18 protein-coding genes are annotated in these 16,106 nt (G+C 71.7%); 11 read left to right on the forward strand and 7 right to left on the reverse strand.

Annotation, left to right across the window (positions count from 1 at the left end):
• Nucleotides 1–11 precede the first annotated feature (11 nt).
• From CFP65_RS30285 to CFP65_RS30315, 7 genes are all read right to left on the reverse strand, one after another.
• A complete protein-coding gene (locus CFP65_RS30285) occupies nt 12–227 on the reverse strand; it encodes a hypothetical protein (protein WP_104819166.1) in 216 nt (71 codons plus the stop codon).
• A 139-nt stretch (nt 228–366) separates the two neighbouring features.
• The gene (locus CFP65_RS30290) at nt 367–654 is read right to left on the reverse strand and encodes a metal-sensitive transcriptional regulator (RefSeq protein WP_104819167.1); all 288 of its coding nucleotides are present in this window, start codon (nt 652–654) and stop codon (nt 367–369) included.
• Between the two features lie 56 nt (nt 655–710).
• A complete protein-coding gene (locus tag CFP65_RS30295) occupies nt 711–1,076 on the reverse strand; it encodes a YbfB/YjiJ family MFS transporter (RefSeq protein WP_104819168.1) in 366 nt (121 codons plus the stop codon).
• Nucleotides 1,077–1,370, reverse strand: coding sequence for a hypothetical protein (locus CFP65_RS30300; protein ID WP_158702434.1), 294 nt, complete (start codon nt 1,368–1,370; stop codon nt 1,077–1,079).
• 250 nt (nt 1,371–1,620) lie between these two features.
• Complete coding sequence (locus CFP65_RS30305; protein WP_104819170.1) at nt 1,621–1,920, reverse strand: cation transporter; 300 nt, start codon at nt 1,918–1,920, stop codon at nt 1,621–1,623.
• A 225-nt stretch (nt 1,921–2,145) separates the two neighbouring features.
• The gene (locus CFP65_RS30310; RefSeq protein WP_104819171.1) at nt 2,146–3,048 is read right to left on the reverse strand and encodes a M56 family metallopeptidase; all 903 of its coding nucleotides are present in this window, start codon (nt 3,046–3,048) and stop codon (nt 2,146–2,148) included.
• Complete coding sequence (locus tag CFP65_RS30315; protein WP_104819172.1) at nt 3,045–3,491, reverse strand: BlaI/MecI/CopY family transcriptional regulator; 447 nt, start codon at nt 3,489–3,491, stop codon at nt 3,045–3,047. The genes CFP65_RS30310 and CFP65_RS30315 overlap by 4 nt, the downstream gene beginning before the upstream one ends.
• Nucleotides 3,492–3,759: 268 nt before the next feature.
• Here CFP65_RS30315 and CFP65_RS30320 point away from each other — a divergent pair, with 268 nt between their 5' ends.
• The 11 genes from CFP65_RS30320 to metH all read left to right on the forward strand — a co-directional run bounded on the left by CFP65_RS30320 (nt 3,760) and on the right by metH (nt 16,051).
• Complete coding sequence (locus CFP65_RS30320) at nt 3,760–5,004, forward strand: PLP-dependent aspartate aminotransferase family protein (RefSeq protein WP_104819173.1); 1,245 nt, start codon at nt 3,760–3,762, stop codon at nt 5,002–5,004.
• Between the two features lie 112 nt (nt 5,005–5,116).
• Nucleotides 5,117–5,596, forward strand: a complete 480-nt coding sequence (locus CFP65_RS30325; protein ID WP_104819174.1) for a MaoC family dehydratase — start codon at nt 5,117–5,119, stop codon at nt 5,594–5,596.
• A gap of 56 nt (nt 5,597–5,652) precedes the next feature.
• On the forward strand, nt 5,653–6,477 hold the full coding sequence (locus CFP65_RS30330; protein WP_104819175.1) for an SAM-dependent methyltransferase: 825 nt from the start codon (nt 5,653–5,655) through the stop codon (nt 6,475–6,477).
• Between the two features lie 24 nt (nt 6,478–6,501).
• Nucleotides 6,502–7,551 carry a bifunctional 2-polyprenyl-6-hydroxyphenol methylase/3-demethylubiquinol 3-O-methyltransferase UbiG gene (locus CFP65_RS30335; RefSeq protein WP_104819176.1) on the forward strand — a complete coding sequence of 350 codons (1,050 nt, stop codon included), beginning with the start codon at nt 6,502–6,504 and terminating at the stop codon, nt 7,549–7,551.
• A gap of 40 nt (nt 7,552–7,591) precedes the next feature.
• Nucleotides 7,592–8,488, forward strand: coding sequence for a diiron oxygenase (locus CFP65_RS30340; protein ID WP_104819177.1), 897 nt, complete (start codon nt 7,592–7,594; stop codon nt 8,486–8,488).
• 12 nt (nt 8,489–8,500) lie between these two features.
• On the forward strand, nt 8,501–9,334 hold the full coding sequence (locus CFP65_RS30345; protein ID WP_104821230.1) for a hypothetical protein: 834 nt from the start codon (nt 8,501–8,503) through the stop codon (nt 9,332–9,334).
• Between the two features lies 1 nt (nt 9,335).
• The gene (gene acpS / locus CFP65_RS30350; RefSeq protein WP_104819178.1) at nt 9,336–9,758 is read left to right on the forward strand and encodes a holo-ACP synthase; all 423 of its coding nucleotides are present in this window, start codon (nt 9,336–9,338) and stop codon (nt 9,756–9,758) included.
• 73 nt (nt 9,759–9,831) lie between these two features.
• Nucleotides 9,832–10,074, forward strand: coding sequence for a phosphopantetheine-binding protein (locus CFP65_RS30355; RefSeq protein WP_104819179.1), 243 nt, complete (start codon nt 9,832–9,834; stop codon nt 10,072–10,074).
• 105 nt (nt 10,075–10,179) lie between these two features.
• Nucleotides 10,180–11,376 carry a methionine adenosyltransferase gene (gene metK, locus CFP65_RS30360; RefSeq protein ID WP_104819180.1) on the forward strand — a complete coding sequence of 399 codons (1,197 nt, stop codon included), beginning with the start codon at nt 10,180–10,182 and terminating at the stop codon, nt 11,374–11,376.
• A 149-nt stretch (nt 11,377–11,525) separates the two neighbouring features.
• Nucleotides 11,526–12,527 carry a carbohydrate kinase family protein gene (locus CFP65_RS30365; RefSeq protein WP_104819181.1) on the forward strand — a complete coding sequence of 334 codons (1,002 nt, stop codon included), beginning with the start codon at nt 11,526–11,528 and terminating at the stop codon, nt 12,525–12,527.
• Entirely contained in the window at nt 12,524–16,051 is a 3,528-nt protein-coding gene (gene metH / locus CFP65_RS30370; RefSeq protein ID WP_104819182.1) for a methionine synthase, read from the forward strand. Before CFP65_RS30365 ends, metH begins: the two co-directional genes overlap by 4 nt.
• Nucleotides 16,052–16,106: the final 55 nt, after the last annotated feature.

Here is a 16,106-nt window from a genome sequence, read left to right on the forward strand (position 1 = left end):
CGGCGGGCGGGTCAGCGGTAGTCGTCCTCGTCGAGCTCGACCACGCGGGCCTGCTCGGCGCGGTCGGCCTCGTTGGCCGTGTCCGGGTCGACGTGGCTGAGCGGTTCGTCCCGGGTGGGGGCGAGATCGGTGTGCTGCTCGGCGGCGTCGGCCTCGGGCGCCTCCGGGTCCACCGCGTCGAGCTCGTCGTCTTCGAACGTCTCGGGATCGGTCGGGTCGACGGGCATGGTGGCCTCCTCGGTACGCGGACGGACAGGGACCTACCGGAAGCTACCGCTACCGCCGCCCGGTGTGTCGTAGGCGCGCGGGGGAGGCGGGGAGTGGGGCGAGAACGGGAGCGGAGAGGGTCGGACCGGCCGGGAGGGGTCAGGAGCGGACGAGGCGGGCGATCGCGTCGTTGGCTTCCTTGAGCTTGAGGTTGGCCTCGTCGCCGCCCTCGGCGACGGCCCGGCTGACGCAGTGCGCGAGGTGCTCCTCGAGGAGCTGGAGGGCGAAGGACTGGAGGGCGCGGGTGCTCGCGGAGACCTGGGTCAGGATGTCGATGCAGTAGGTGTCGCTCTCCACCATCCGCTGCAGACCCCGGATCTGGCCCTCGATCCGGCGCAGGCGCTTGAGGACGTCGTCCTTGTTGTTGGTGTAGCTGACCGAGGCCATCTCCGCTCCTTCGTCTCCCGGCGGGGTGCCGACTACCAGCAGATGCGTCCCGGGTTTCAGCCTACTGTACCCGGGGGTGGTATCCGAGAGCGCCGGACGCGGCCCGGCTGGGCCCAGGCGACCAGCGCACCCAGGGCGAGCGGGGCGGCCCCGGTGGCCAGCCCGGCGGCGGTGCCGCCGGGTCCGTCGGAGAGGGCGCCGGCCGGCACCGGGCCCAGGCGCTGGCCGAGGGCGAAGGCCGTGGTCAGGCCCGTGATCGCGGCGGTCCAGTGCCGTTCGGGGAGTGCGGTGCGGGCGGCTGCGGTCACGGTGGTCACCACGGAGAGGAAGACCGCGCCGAAGACCAGCGCCGAGAGCACGGCCACCGTCCACCCCCGGCCGACCAGCGGCAGGGCCGCGCCAGACCGGCCAGGCCAGGCCAATCAGCAGGGCGGCCCCGAGCCCACCGCCGGGCCGGGCCGGCACCGGGCTCCAGCCCACCGCTCTGCCGCCGAGGCCCCGCCCTGGCGCAGGTAGGCCACGAGGGAGGTCATGGAGGCGATGTACCCGGCGCCGTCGAGGGCGTAGCCGCCGAGCAGGGCCGCCCGCTCGCCCGCCCGGGCCGTCAGTACGGGAGTGGCCGGCGCCCCCAGCGGGTAGCCCACGGCGTTGGCCGTGCTGAGCGCCCCTGCGGTGGCCAGTGACCAGTGCGGCTCGGCCCGCATCGCGGGCGGCACGAGCGCCTACGCGAACCGGCCCAGACCGAGGGCGACCGCCGGGACGGCGGCCAAGCCGAGGGCCTGGGTCAGGGCCCGCCGTCCCACCACGCCGGGAGTGTCGGTGGCCGTGCTGGTGGCCATCTCTCCTCCTCGGCGTGCACGAGGGGCCGTTCAAGGGGATGTCGACCGCTGAGCGCGGCCGGGTGCTGGTCGACCGGGCCGACGGGGTACGGGGGGACTCCGCCGGCCCGGCCGGGTTCAGGGGGTGTCAGGCGAGCTCGTAGCCGGCCTCGTCGACGGCGGCGGCCACCTCGGCCCGGTCCAGCGCGGCGGCGGAGTCGACGGTGACCTGGCCGGTGGCGAGGTCCACGGCCACCTTGGTGACGCCCGCCAGCTTGCTCACCTCGGCGGTCACCGAGCTGACGCAGTGGCCGCAGGTCATGCCGGTCACCAGGTAGACCTCGCGGACGGCGCCGGTGGCGGCCTCCTCGACGGCGGGGGCCGTGCCGCAGGAGCCGCAGCAGGAGCCGGTCGACTCGGCGGTCTCGATCAGGAGGTTCTCGGACATCTGCTGCTCCCTTGTCGCAAGTGCTCGCACGTACTCGTCTTCGGACGAACCCGGCCCCGGAGGGGCCGTTCGGGGCCGATCCGCTGTCGCGACAGTACCATACCCCCCTAGGGTAATTGGAAGACCTGACGGAGACGGGGTGCCGGTATGGTCCGGGCAGCAGGACGGCCGGCCGCACCGAGGTGCGACCGGCCGTCAGCGGCAAGGCGGAGCTCAGCCCACCGCTCAGCCCACCACGGGCCCGCAGGTCATGAAGTACGGCAGGGCGGCCGCCACCAGCCCGAGCAGCAGGATGCCGCCCCGTACGGCCGGGTGCAGCGGGGCCGAGGGCCGCAGCAGCCGCCGCAGGCGGGTGAGCACCGCCGCGCTCCCGGCCGCGAAGGCGGCCCGGGGCACGCCGCCCGCGGCGACCTCGCACATCGCGTCCGCCAGCGCCCGCGCCGAGCTGCTGCGCAGCGCGCGGTCGTCGCAGACCATCTCGAGCAGCTCGGCCGTGCTCTCCCGGGCCGCGGTGGCCAGCGGGAGCCCGGGGAAGGCCCGGGCGAAGGCCTCCACGGCGGCGGTGGCCAGGTGGTGCCGGCCGGTCAGGTGGGCCCGCTCGTGGGCGAGCACGGCCTGGAGCTGGGCGGTGGTCAGCGCGTTCAGGGCGCCGCTGGTGAGCACCACCCGCGGGCGGCGGCCGGGCAGGCAGTACGCGGCGGGGGTCTCGTGGTCGAGCACCACCGCGCGCAGCTCCGGGGCCGGGCGGCCGACCAGTTCGAGCAGTTCGGCGTGCCGGCCGCGCCGGCGGCGGGCCTCCAGGGTGACCCAGCCGAACCAGGCGGCCGGCCAGAGCGCGGTGAGCCCGATCGGCACCAGCACGTCGAGGCCCTCGGCGCCGTGCGGGGCGGAGTCCGGGTCGTCCAGCCGGGCGGCGGCGGTGCCGAGCAGGCCGTGCAGGTGCTCGCTGGAGGCGGGCAGGTGGTACCAGGCCAGGGCCAGCGAGACCACGAAGGAGACCATCAGCGCCTGCCAGAGCAGCACGGCGATCCGGGGCGCGCGCTCCACCCAGGCGGCCCGGGCCAGCCGCCCGGGCACCGCGCACCCGATCAGCGCCGCGTACCCCGCCAGGACGAGGGAGCCGATCACTCCTGCTCGCCGGAGCCGTCGGCGGCGGTCGCACCGGTGGCGGCGGCACTCGCACCGGGCGCACCGGCGGCTGGTGCGGCCGGGGCACCCTGGGTGAGCGAGTGCAGCGCCTGCCGCAGGGCCTCCTGCTCGTCCGGCGTGATCCGCTCGACGAAGTGGGCCAGCGCGCTGGAGCGGTCGGCGCTCACGCCGAGCGCGTCCTGCATCAGTGCGGCGGTGTACGACTCGCGGCTGCGGGTGGGCTCGTAGAGCCAGGCCCGGCGCTCCTTCTCCCGGCGCAGCAGGCCCTTGTGGAAGAGGATGTCGGCCACCGTCATGACGGTGGTGTACGCCAGCGGGCGCTTGCGGTTGAGGTCGTCGACCACCTCGCGCACGGTGGCCGGCCGGCCCCAACTCCACAGGCGGTCCATGATCTCGGCCTCCAGCTCGCCCAGCCGCCGCACCTCGGCTCCCCTCACCGCGTCCGCTCCCCCCACCGTGGCCTCCCGTCGGTTCGGCCCACATCGTAGACCGTCCGCGGAGCGGCCGGGAAGGCGCGCGGGGCGGCTGCGTCGAGTTGGCTAAATACCTCAGGGGGGTACGGTATCCGACGAGATCGGCGCATCATGGCTGGTCAGCATGGTTGGTCAGCGCCGCCTTCCGGTGGGCGACTTGACGAAGCCCGGTCGGAGGGGCCGTTCCGACGGGCTCTCGGCGCGCATCCTGTCCGGCATGACCACCGAGACTGCCGACCCCCACGCGCCCGGCCGGGAGCTGCGCCCGGAGACCAAGGCCGTGCACCCCGTGGTGCCACCGCTCGCGGGCGGCCGACCGCTCAGCCCGCCGATCTACCAGACCTCCGGCTTCGCCTTCGAGAGCGCCGAGGAGATCGCCGGGGCGATGGCCGGCCCCGAGGGCGCCTTCGTCTACACCCGCCGGGGCAACCCCACCACCCGCGCGCTGGAGACGGCGCTGGCCGAGCTGGAGGGCGGGGCCGCCGCGATCGCCACCGCCTCCGGGATGGGTGCGATCAGTGCCGCGCTGCTCGCCCTGCTGCGCCCGGGCGACCACGTGGTGGCCCAACGCTGCCTGTACGGCGGCACCTTCGCCGTGCTGGGCGACCTGGCGGCCCGGTACGGCATCGAGGTGACCTCCATCGCCGGGGAGAGCCCGGCCGAGGTGGCCGAGGTGGTGCGGCCGACCAGCAGGCTGCTCTACCTGGAGACCATCGCCAACCCGATGACCCAGGTGAGCGACCTGCCCGCGATGCTCGCGGCGGGCCGGGCGGCCGGGCTGCTCGGGGTGGTGGACAACTCGCTGGCCTCGCCGCTGCTCTGCCGCCCGATCGAGCAGGGCGCCGATCTGGTGGTGCACTCCACCACCAAGTACCTGGCCGGCCACTCGGACGTGATCGGCGGAGCGCTGGTCTTCGCGGACGCCGCCCTGCACCGTGAGGTCTGGGGCCGGGCGGTCGAACTCGGCGCCACCGCCGACCCGTTCGCGGCCTGGCTCACCCTGCGCGGGATGCAGACCCTGCCGCTGCGGATGCGCCAGCACTGCGCGGGGGCGGCGCTGCTGGCCGAACGGCTGGCCGCTCACCCGGCGGTGTCCGCCGTGCACTGGCCGGGGCTGCCCACCCACCCGAGCCATGCCGTCGCCTCTCGGGTGCTCGACGGCTACGGCGGGGTGCTGGCCTTCGACCTGGCCGGTGGCCGGGCGGCCGGGCGGCGGTTCGTGGAGGGGGTGCGGCTGGCCTCGCTGGCGCTCTCGCTCGGCGGGGTGGAGACGCTGGTGACCCACCCGGCCTCCACCTCCCACCGCGAACTGGGCGAGGCCGAGTTGGCGGCGGCCGGGATCGGCGCGGGCACCGTGCGGGTGGCCGTGGGCATCGAGCACCCGGAGGACCTGTGGGCCGATTTCGCCGGAGCGCTGGCCGGGGTGGACGTCCCTTCCGTCCCTCGTGCGACGCGACCCTGACAGAGTATCGAGGGCGGCTAGATTTGGCTTGACCAAATAAACGGAACGCTCATATGTTGAAATCGCCCGTGCGGGCTCATGTACCCCAGACAGTCAGACAAGGGGCCAACAGATGCTTTACTTCGAGGACTTCAAGGCCGGAGACGTCCACGACCTCGGGCTGGTCTCGCTCACCGAGCAGGAGATCATCGACTTCGGCACCCAGTGGGACCCGCAGCCCTTCCACGTGGACCGGGAGGCGGCCGCCGCCTCCGTGTACGGCGGGCTGATCGCCAGCGGCTGGCAGACGGCCTCGATGTTCATGCGCCGCTACGTGGACGGGCTGCTCTCGGAGAGCTCCTGCGCGGGCTCGCCCGGGGTGGACGAGATCCGCTACCACCAGCCCGTCCGGGCGGGCGACAAGCTCCGGGCCAAGGTCTACATCCTCGGCTCCCGGCGCTCGTTCAGCTGCCCCGACACCGGCGTGGTGCAGCCGCGCTGCCAGCTGGAGACGGAGGACGGCACGGTCGTCTTCAGCATGATCCTGCACAGCACCTTCGTGCGCCGATCCAGCCGCACCTTCGGTCGTTCGCTCGACCCGTGTCACCCGTAACACCAATGCCGCACCACATCACTGACGCATCGTCACTCAAGACGAAGGGGCCTCCCGTGGAAGCCGTATCCCGTACCGCCCAGTGGACCGCCGCCGCGCGCGCCCTGGAATCCGAGCGGGAGAGCCCGCTGTTCGTCGACCCCTACGCCCGCACGGTGGCCGCCGAGGTCGGCTTCCAGCTCCTGGAGCGCTACGCGGGTGCCGGCACGGTGGAGTTCCTGGCGATCCGCACCACCTACCTGGACCGGGCGATCGGCCAGGCCGTGGCCGAGCAGGGCCTGCGGCAGATCGTCTTCGTCGCCTCGGGCATGGACACCCGCCCGTACCGGCTGACCTGGCCCGAGGGGGTCACCGTCTTCGAGCTGGACCGGCCCGCCCTGCTGGCGGCCAAGGCCGAGCTGCTGGCCGGGGCCGAGCTGCCCGCCGGGGTGGAGCGCCGTCCGGTGGCGGTGGACCTCGCCGGGGAGTGGCTGGGCTCGCTGGTCGAGGCCGGCTGGCAGGGCGGGGAGCCCACCCTCTGGGTGGTCGAGGGGCTGCTCTTCTTCCTGCCGGAGGACGCCGTGCGCCGGCTGCTCGGCACCATCTGCGAGCGGACCGCCGACGGCAGCGTGCTGCTCGGCGACGTGGCCAGCCGGGTCTCGCTGCAGAACAAGCTGGCCGGCTCCTTCCTGAACGCGCTCAAGGAGGACGACTCGGCCTGGCTGTTCGGCACCGACGAGCCGGAGAAGTTCCTGGCCGAGTGCGGCTGGATCGTCCGCGAGGTCAAGCAGCCCGGTGAGGAGGGCGCCGCGTTCGGCCGCTGGCCGTACCCGGTGGTGGCCCGCGAGGTGCCGCGGGTGCCGCGCTCCTTCCTCTTCACCCTCGACGTCCCGCAGCGCTGACCCGCCGATCCAGGAGAGAGCACGATGAGCGAGACCAAGACCGAGTTCCATCAGCGCGTGATCACCGACGCCGGGGCGGCCGTGCGCGGCCTGACCGTGGCGATCGGCGAGCGGATGGGCCTGTACCGGGCGCTGCACGGCGCGGGCGAGGTCACCATAGGCGAGTTCGCGAAGCTGGCCGACCTGCAGGAGATGTACGCCCGCGAGTGGCTGCACGCCCAGGTGAGCGCCGACTACGTGAGCCACGACCCGGCCGGTGACACCTACTGGCTGAGCGAGACCCAGGCCGCCGTGCTCGGCGACCCGCAGAGCACGACCTACGCGGCCACCTTCTTCACCGCGCTCAAGGCGCTCTACGCCACCGAGGACCTGCTGGTCGAGGCGTACCGCAAGGGCGGCGGGGTCGGCTGGGCCGACCACCACGCGAGCCTGGACGCCGGCATGGGCGCCTACTTCGTGCCCGGCTACCGGGCCAACCTGGTCTCGAAGTGGATCCCCGCGCTGGAGGGCATGGCCGAGCTGCTCGCCGAGGGCGGCAAGGTGGCCGACATCGGCTGCGGCCCCGGCTACGCGACCCTGATGATCGCCGAGGCCTTCCCGAACGCCACCGTCCACGGCTACGACTACTCCGAGGAGGCCATCGCCCAGGCCCGCCGGAACGCCGAGGAGGCCGGGATGGCCGACCGGGTGGTCTTCGAGGTCGCGCCGGCCGAGGGGTACCCGGGCGAGGACTACGACCTGATCACCTTCTTCAACGTGGTGCACGACCTCGGCGACCCCGAGACCGCCGCCCGCGAGGTACTGCGCGCGCTCGCGCCGAACGGCACCTGGATGATCGTCGAGCCCAACGCCCACGAGGCGGTCCAGGACAACACCAGCCCGGCCGGCCGGCTCTTCATGAGCCTCTCCGCCGTGATGTGCCTCCCGGTGGCCGCGGCCCAGGAGGGCCCGTACGCCCTGGGCAACCACTCGGGCGAGCCGGCCCTGCGGGCCATCGCCGAGAAGGCCGGCTTCACCCGCTGGCGCCGCGCCACCGACTCGGCCGTCAGCGCCGTGTACGAGGCCCGCCCCTGACCCGGGCCCAGCCCCCTCGACCGTTCCCCCGGAGGTACCGATGGCCACGGCCACGCTCGAAGTGAACGACCGGTTCCGCGAGTTGCTCGACCGGCTCACCCAGAAGTCGATCGACGACTACTACAACCCCTACCAGCGCTTCGTCTGGGCCGACTCGCTGGCGGACGACCAGTGGTGGATGAGCCCCGACCTGCTGTCGGTGTACGGCACCCCGCTCTTCGACAGCTACGACGAGAAGACGCTCAAGGCCCTCTCCAAGTGGGAGAGCATCAACTTCTACAGCCTCAACGTGCACGGCATCCGCGAGCTGCTGATCGAGGTGGTGGGCCGCGTCCAGACGCCTGCCTTCGACGTGCCCTCGGACTTCTTCCACCACTTCATCGGTGAGGAGAACGAGCACATGTGGTTCTTCGCCGAGTTCTGCAAGCGGTACGGCGGCAAGCTCTACGCCGGACCGCCCGCGCTGAAGAACCCGGCCGCCGAGAAGTACGAGCTCGAGGTGGAGAACTTCCTGGTCTTCGCCCGGATCCTCTTCTTCGAGGAGATGGTGGACTTCTACAACACCCGGATGGCCCAGGACACTTCGCTCTGCGAGACGATCCGCCAGGTCAACCGGATCCACCACGAGGACGAGTCCCGGCACATCGCCTTCGGCCGCGAGCTGGTGGCCCACCTGCACGCCCGGATGAAGGCCGCCGTCAGAGCCGAGCGGGTCCGCGAGGTGGAGCAGTACCTCAAGCGGTACATCGTCTTCAGCCTGCACTCCTTCTACAACCCGCACGTCTACCGGGACGCCGGCCTGGCCGACCCGCTGGGCGTGCGCGAGACGCTGATCGCCGCCGAGGGCCGCCGGGCCGCCGAGCGCAAGGTGATCCGCAAGCCGATGGCCTTCTTCCTGAAGTCGGGCATCTTCACCGACGACACCCTGCCGGCCTGACCCGAGGTGACCATGATCGAGACCGCCATCGAGCGCAACGGACTCTCCGCGCTCGGCCCCGAGGCGACCGGCCTGCTCCGCCTGCTCGACGACACCTTCGCCGGGTGGGGCACCGAGGCCGGCGCGCTCGCGATGACCATGCCGCCGGTGCTGCCGGCGGCCGAGCTCAAGAAGCTCGACTACTACGACAACTTCCCGCACCAGGCCATCCTGGCCGCCCCGCTCGACCTCGCGAGCCGCGAGAGCGCGCCCTTCGACGATCAGGCCGGCGCCTTCCCGCAGGCCGCCCTGGAGCCGGCCGGCCTCGGCCTGCCCTCGGCCGCCTGTTACGGCATCTACCTGCACCACGCGGGCACCGAGCTGGCGGCCAACACCCTGATCACGGTGGTCGGCCGCTGCTTCCGCAAGGAGACGCACTACGAGAACCTGCGCCGGCTGCTCGGCTTCCACATGCGGGAGATCGTCGCGCTCGGCACGCGCGAGCACGTCGAGGCGCACCTGAAGCGCTCCACCGAGCGGATCACCGCCTTCGCCGAGGCGCTCGACCTGCCGCTGCGCAATGAGGCCGCCACCGACCCGTTCTACGACCGGGGCGGCGCCCGGCTGCTGCTCCAGCAACTCTCGCCGGTCAAGCACGAGTTCCTGTACGAGGACCTGGCCATCGCCTCGGTCAACGTGCACCGGAACTTCTTCGGCGAGCGCTGCGACATCACCCTGGACGGCGAGCCGGTCTTCACCAGTTGCGTCGCCTTCGGCCTGGAGCGCTGGCTCTCCGCGCTCACCCGCCGGCACGGCAGCTGGCCGGCCGCCACCGAAGCCGTCCTGCGGGCAGCGGCGGCGGTCTGAGGTGGCGCACGGCACCACCGTCCCGGACCGGTCGGCCGCCCCCTGGGGCCCGCTCGGCTTGGACATCGTCTCCGCGCAGCGGGTGCGAGGCATCATCGAGGAGCACGGCGAGGCCTTCCTGAGCCGGATGCTCACCGAGCGTGAACTCGCCGACTGCCGGGTGGACACCGGGCTGCACCTGCTCACCGTCTGCGGCCGGATCGCCGCGAAGGAGGCCGCGTTCAAGGCCCTCCGGGTGACCGGCCGCCCGATGCCCTGGCTGGAGATCGAGATCCGGCGCGGCCCCGGTGGCTGGCCCACGGTCGAACTCTTCGGTGAGGCCGCCGCGTTGGCCGCCGAGGCGGGCATCGAGCGGATCGGGGTGAGCATTAGCCACGACGTCGACTACGCCGTCGCGGTGGGCGCCCCACTGCCGACCGACTGACGTGGTCTGCATGCGACCGAGTCAACTTCCTTGTTTCACAAACTATTTGATACCCCACCAGAGGAGAATCACCATGAGCAACCAGCTGGATCAGGTCAAGGCGTGGCTCCTCAAGCGGCACCCCGAGCGCGAGGACATCGCGCCGGACCTCGACCTGATTGAGAACCGACTGATCGATTCGCTCTCGTTCGTGGAGTTCGTTTTCATGCTGGAGCAGGTCAGTGGAACGCCGATCGACATGGATGCCCTGGAGGTCGATGATTTGCGAAGCCTGTCCAGCATCGAGGCGCGGTACCTCGCTGCCGTGGCGAGCTGACCCCTGCCCGGATGCAGCATCCAGTCCGACCGGGCGGCTCCACCGAGCCGCCCGGCGGCGGTACCTGACCCACAACCGACCCCTACCCGAAGGGCCCGCACTCACATGTCACGCCGTCTGTTCACCTCGGAGTCGGTAACCGAGGGTCACCCCGACAAGATCGCCGACCAGATCAGCGACTCGATCCTCGACGCGCTGCTCCGCCAGGACCCGAACTCCCGCGTCGCCGTGGAGACCCTGATCACCACCGGTCAGGTGCACATCGCCGGCGAGGTCACCACCACCGCCTACGCCCCGATCGCGCAGCTCGTCCGCGACACCATCCTGGAGATCGGCTACGACTCCTCGCAGAAGGGCTTCGACGGCGCCTCCTGCGGCGTCTCGGTCTCGATCGGCGCCCAGTCGCCCGACATCGCCCAGGGCGTCGACACGGCGATCGAGACCCGGGTGGACGGCACTGAGGACGACCTGGACAAGCAGGGCGCCGGCGACCAGGGCCTGATGTTCGGCTACGCCTGCGACGACACCCCCGAGCTGATGCCGCTGCCGATCACCCTGGCGCACCGGCTCTCCCAGCGCCTGACCGAGGTCCGCAAGGACGGCACGCTCCCGTACCTGCGCCCGGACGGCAAGACCCAGGTCACCATCGAGTACGACGGCGACAAGGCCGTCCGCCTCGACACCGTGGTGGTCTCCACCCAGCACGCGGCCGACATCGACCTCGACACCCTGCTCGCCCCCGACATCGAGCAGTACGTGGTCCGCCCGATCGTCGAGGCGCTGGAGATCGACACCGAGGGCTACCGGCTGCTGGTCAACCCGACCGGCCGCTTCGAGATCGGCGGCCCGATGGGCGACGCCGGTCTGACCGGCCGCAAGATCATCGTGGACACCTACGGCGGCTACGCCCGCCACGGCGGCGGCGCGTTCTCGGGCAAGGACCCGTCCAAGGTGGACCGTTCGGCCGCGTACGCGATGCGCTGGGTGGCCAAGAACATCGTTGCGGCCGGCCTGGCCCGCCGGGCCGAGGTGCAGGTCGCGTACGCGATCGGCAAGGCCGCCCCGGTCGGCCTCTTCGTCGAGACCTTCGGGACGGAGACCGTGCCGGTGCTCGACATCCAGAAGGCCGTCCTGGAGGTCTTCGACCTCCGCCCGGCTGCCATCGTCCGCGACCTCGACCTGCTGCGGCCGATCTACTCGCAGACCTCCGCGTACGGCCACTTCGGCCGTGAGCTGCCCGACTTCACCTGGGAGCGCACCGACCGCGCCGACAAGCTCCGTCAGGCCGCCGGCGCCGCCTGACCGTCGCCTGATCGCTGCCTGACCGCCGCCTCGCGGCGCAGGACCGGGCGGGCCCGTCCCAGCCCGCCCGGTCCTGCGTCCGGCCCTGCGCCCGTACCGGACGCTCCCGCCAGCTCACCAGCTCCGCCCATGTTCCGAGACGAGGACTCATGCGCATTGCCATCACCGGGTCGATCGCCACCGACCATCTCATGGCGTTCCCAGGCCGATTCGCCGAGCAGCTGATGCCGGACCAGCTCGCCACGGTCTCGCTCTCCTTCCTGGTCGACGACCTGGAGGTGCGCCGAGGAGGGGTGGCCGCCAACATCGCGCTGGGCCTGGCCCGGCTCGGCCTCGCCCCGGTGCTGGTCGGCGCGGTGGGCCCCGACTTCGGCGAGTACGGCGACTGGCTGCGCGGCCAGGGCGTGGACACCGCCTCGGTGCGGTACTCCGAGACCCGCCAGACCGCCCGGTTCATGTGCACCACCGACCTCGACCGCAACCAGATCGCCTCCTTCTACGCCGGCGCGATGGCCGAGGCGCGGGAGATCGAACTCGCCCCGACCGCAGCCCGGTTGGGCGGGCTCGACCTGGTCCTCGTCTCGCCCAACGACCCCACCGCGATGGTCCGCCACACCGAGGAGTGCCGCGCGCTCGGCCGCCCGTTCGCCGCCGACCCCGGCCAGCAGATCGCCCGGATGGACGGCGCCGACCTGCTCCGCCTGGTCGACGACGCCTGGGTGCTCTTCACCAACGAGTACGAGGCCGCCCTGCTCACCAAGCACACCGGCCGCACCCACGACGAACTCCTCGACTCCGTCGGCACCTGGATCACCACCCTGGGCGCCGAGGGCATCCGGATCGAGCGCTCCGGCGCCGCGCCCGTCCTCGTCCCCGCCGTCCCGGTCGCCGACCCGGTCGAGCCCACCGGCCTCGGCGACGCCTTCCGGGCCGGCTTCCTGGCCGCCGTCTCCTGGGGGCTGGAGATGCCACGCGCCGCCCAACTCGGCTGTGCACTTGCAGCAGTGACGCTCCGCCAGATCGGCCCGCAGGGCGACGCCCCCGACCTGCCCGCCCTGCTCGACTCGATCCGCCGCACCTACGGTGAGGAGGCGGCCGCAGAGCTCGCCCCGCACCTCGCGGCCGTACCCTCCCCGGGAGGTGCCCGATGAGCCGCGGCGACGCTCTGCGCGAGGCCCTGGCCACCCGGGTGGTGGTGGCCGACGGTGCGATGGGCACCATGCTCCAGGCGCAGGATCCGTCGATGGAGGACTTCGAGCAGCTGGAGGGCTGCAACGAGATCCTGAACGTGACCCGGCCCGACATCGTGCGCTCCGTCCACGACGCGTATTTCGCGGTGGGCGTGGACTGTGTGGAGACCAATACCTTCGGCGCGAACTTCGCGGCCCTGGGCGAGTACGACATCCCTGGCCGGATCTTCGAACTCTCCGAGGCCGGTGCCCGGATCGCCCGCGAGGCCGCCGACGCCGTGGCCACCCCCGATCGCCCCCGCTGGGTGCTCGGCTCGATCGGCCCCGGCACCAAGCTCCCCACCCTCGGCCACATCGACTACGCCACCGTCCGCGAGGGCTTCCGCCAGAACGCGGCCGGCCTGGTCGCGGGCGGCGCCGACGGCCTGCTGGTGGAGACCTCGCAGGACCTGCTGCAGACCAAGGCCGCCGTGCTGGGCGCGAAGGCTGCGCTGGCCGAGGCGGGTCTCGATCTGCCGGTGTTCGTCCAGGTGACGGTGGAGACCACGGGCACGATGCTGCTGGGTTCGGAGATCGGTGCGGCGCTGACGGCGCTGGAGCCGCTGGGCGTGGACTTCATCGGGCTGAACTGCGCGACCGGTCCGGCCGAGATGAGCGAGCACCTGCGCTACCTCGCCAAGAACGCCAAGGTCGGCCTCTCCTGCATGCCCAACGCCGGTCTCCCGGTGCTGGGCAAGGACGGCGCGCACTATCCGCTGTCGCCGGCCGAGTTGGCGGACGCCCACGAGATGTTCGTGCGGGAGTACGGGCTGTCGCTGGTCGGCGGCTGCTGCGGCACCACCCCGGAGCACCTGCGCGCGGTGGTCGAGCGTGTCCAGGGCCGTCCGGTCACGGTCCGCGACCCGCGTCCGGAGTCGGCGGCTTCCTCGCTGTACCAGTCGGTGCCGTTCCGGCAGGACACCTCGTACCTGGCGATCGGTGAGCGGACGAACGCGAACGGGTCGAAGAAGTTCCGCGAGTCGATGCTGGCGGGTGACTGGCAGGCGTGTGTGGAGATCGCCCGGGACCAGATCCGGGACGGTTCGCACCTGCTGGACCTGTGCGTGGACTACGTCGGCCGGGACGGTGTCGCCGACATGCGCGAGATCGCGGGTCGGCTGGCGACGGCTTCGACGCTGCCGATCGTGCTGGACTCCACCGAACCGGCCGTGCTGCGGGCGGGGTTGGAGAAGCTCGGTGGTCGTGCGGTGCTGAACTCGGTGAACTACGAGGACGGCAACGAGGAGGGTTCGCGGTTCGCGGTGATCGCGGGGCTGGCGCGTGAGCACGGTGCCGGTCTGATCGCGCTCACCATCGACGAGGAGGGGCAGGCCCGCACCGCCGGGAAGAAGGTGGAGATCGCGGAGCGGCTGATCGCGGAGCTGACGGGCGACTACGGCATCGACGAGGGTTCGATCCTGGTCGACTGCCTGGCGTTCACGCTCGGCACGGGGCAGGAGGAGTCGCGTCGGGACGGTATCGAGACGATCGAGGCGATCCGTGAGCTGAAGCGCCGTCACCCGCGGGTGCAGACGACGCTGGGTCTGTCGAACATCTCGTTCGGTCTCTCGCCGGCGGCGCGTCAGGTCATCAACTCCGTCTTCCTGAACGAGTGTGTCGAGGCCGGGCTGGATTCGGCGATCGTGCACGCTTCGAAGATCCTCCCCATGGCGCGGATCCCCGAGGAGCAGCGCGAGGTGGCGCTCGACCTGGTGTATGACCGGCGTCGTGAGGGTTATGACCCGTTGCAGCGGCTGCTGCAGCTGTTCGAGGGTGTGAGCATGGCGTCCTCGGCGGCGTCGAAGGCGCAGGAGTTGGCGGCGTTGCCGTTGGAGGAGCGTCTGCAGCGTCGGGTCATCGACGGTGAGCGGGGCGGCCTGGAGCCGGACCTCGAAGAGGCGCTCCGGACTCGGCCGGCGCTGGACATCGTCAACACCACGCTGCTGGCGGGCATGAAGGTGGTCGGTGAGCTGTTCGGCTCCGGCCAGATGCAGCTGCCGTTCGTGCTCCAGTCCGCCGAGGTCATGAAGTCGGCGGTGGCGTATCTCGAGCCGCACATGGAGAAGTCGGACGATGAGGGCAAGGGCACGATCGTGCTGGCCACCGTCAAGGGTGACGTGCACGACATCGGCAAGAACCTGGTCGACATCATCCTGTCCAACAACGGCTACACGGTCGTCAACCTCGGTATCAAGCAGCCGGTTTCGGCGATCCTGGACGCGGCGGTGGAGCACAAGGCCGATGTGATCGGCATGTCGGGTCTGCTGGTGAAGTCGACGGTGATCATGAAGGAGAACCTGGAGGAGCTGAACCAGCGCAGGCTGGCCGCCGACTTCCCGGTGATCCTCGGCGGCGCCGCCCTCACCCGCGCCTACGTCGAGCAGGATCTGCACGAGATCTACGAGGGTGAGGTCCGGTACGCGCGGGACGCGTTCGAGGGCCTGCGCCTGATGGACGCGCTGATCGCGGTGAAGCGCGGTGTGCCCGGTGCTGCCCTGCCGGAGCTGCGGCAGCGGCGGCACGCCAGGGCGGAGGTCGTGGAGCCGGAGCAGGAGGTGAACCTCGGGCAGATCCGGTCGGATGTGTCCGTGGACAACCGGGTGCCGGAGCCGCCGTTCTGGGGGGATCGGATCGTCAAGGGTGTGCCGTTCGCGGATTACGCGTCCTGGCTGGACGAGGACGCGCTGTTCAAGGGGCAGTGGGGTCTGAAGGCCTCGCGGGCATCAGAAGGGGTGGCGCGAAGCGCCTCGGACAAGGGTGGTGGCGGGCGACGGGCGGGCGGGCCCTCGTACGAGGAGCTGGTGGAGACGGAGGGGCGGCCTCGGCTGCGGATGTGGCTGGACCGGTTGCAGACCGAGGGCTGGCTTGAGGCGGCGGTGGTCTACGGGTACTTCCCGGCGGCGTCCAAGGGCGACGATCTGATCGTCTATGACCTTCAGGGGCCGGAGCGCACCCGGTTCACCTTCCCGCGTCAGCGGCGTGGGCGTCGGCTCTGTCTGGCGGACTTCTTCCGGCCGGAGGAGTCGGGGCAGAAGGACGTCCTCGGGCTCCAGGTGGTCACGATGGGCAACCGGATCTCGGAGGCCGCGAACGAGCTGTTCGCCGCCAACGCGTACCGGGACTACCTGGAGCTGCACGGGCTGTCGGTCCAACTGGCGGAGGCGCTGGCGGAGTTCTGGCACGCGCGGGTCCGCTACGAGCTGGGATTCGGGGACGAGGACCCGCAGGACGTGCGGGACATGTTCCAGCTGAAGTACCGGGGTGCGCGGTTCTCGCTCGGGTACGGGGCCTGCCCGGAGCTGGAGGATCGAGCGAAGATCGCCGAGTTGCTGCGGCCGGAGCGGATCGGGGTGGTGCTGTCGGAGGAGTTCCAGTTGCACCCGGAGCAGTCCACGGACGCGATCGTGATCCACCACCCCGAGGCGAAGTACTTCAACGCCCGTTGATGCCAAACCACTTACCCGGAGAAGGAGGGCAGCCGTGTCACCAGACGGCAAGAGC

The organism is Kitasatospora sp. MMS16-BH015, from assembly GCF_002943525.1.
Classification (GTDB): Bacteria; Actinomycetota; Actinomycetes; order Streptomycetales; family Streptomycetaceae; genus Kitasatospora.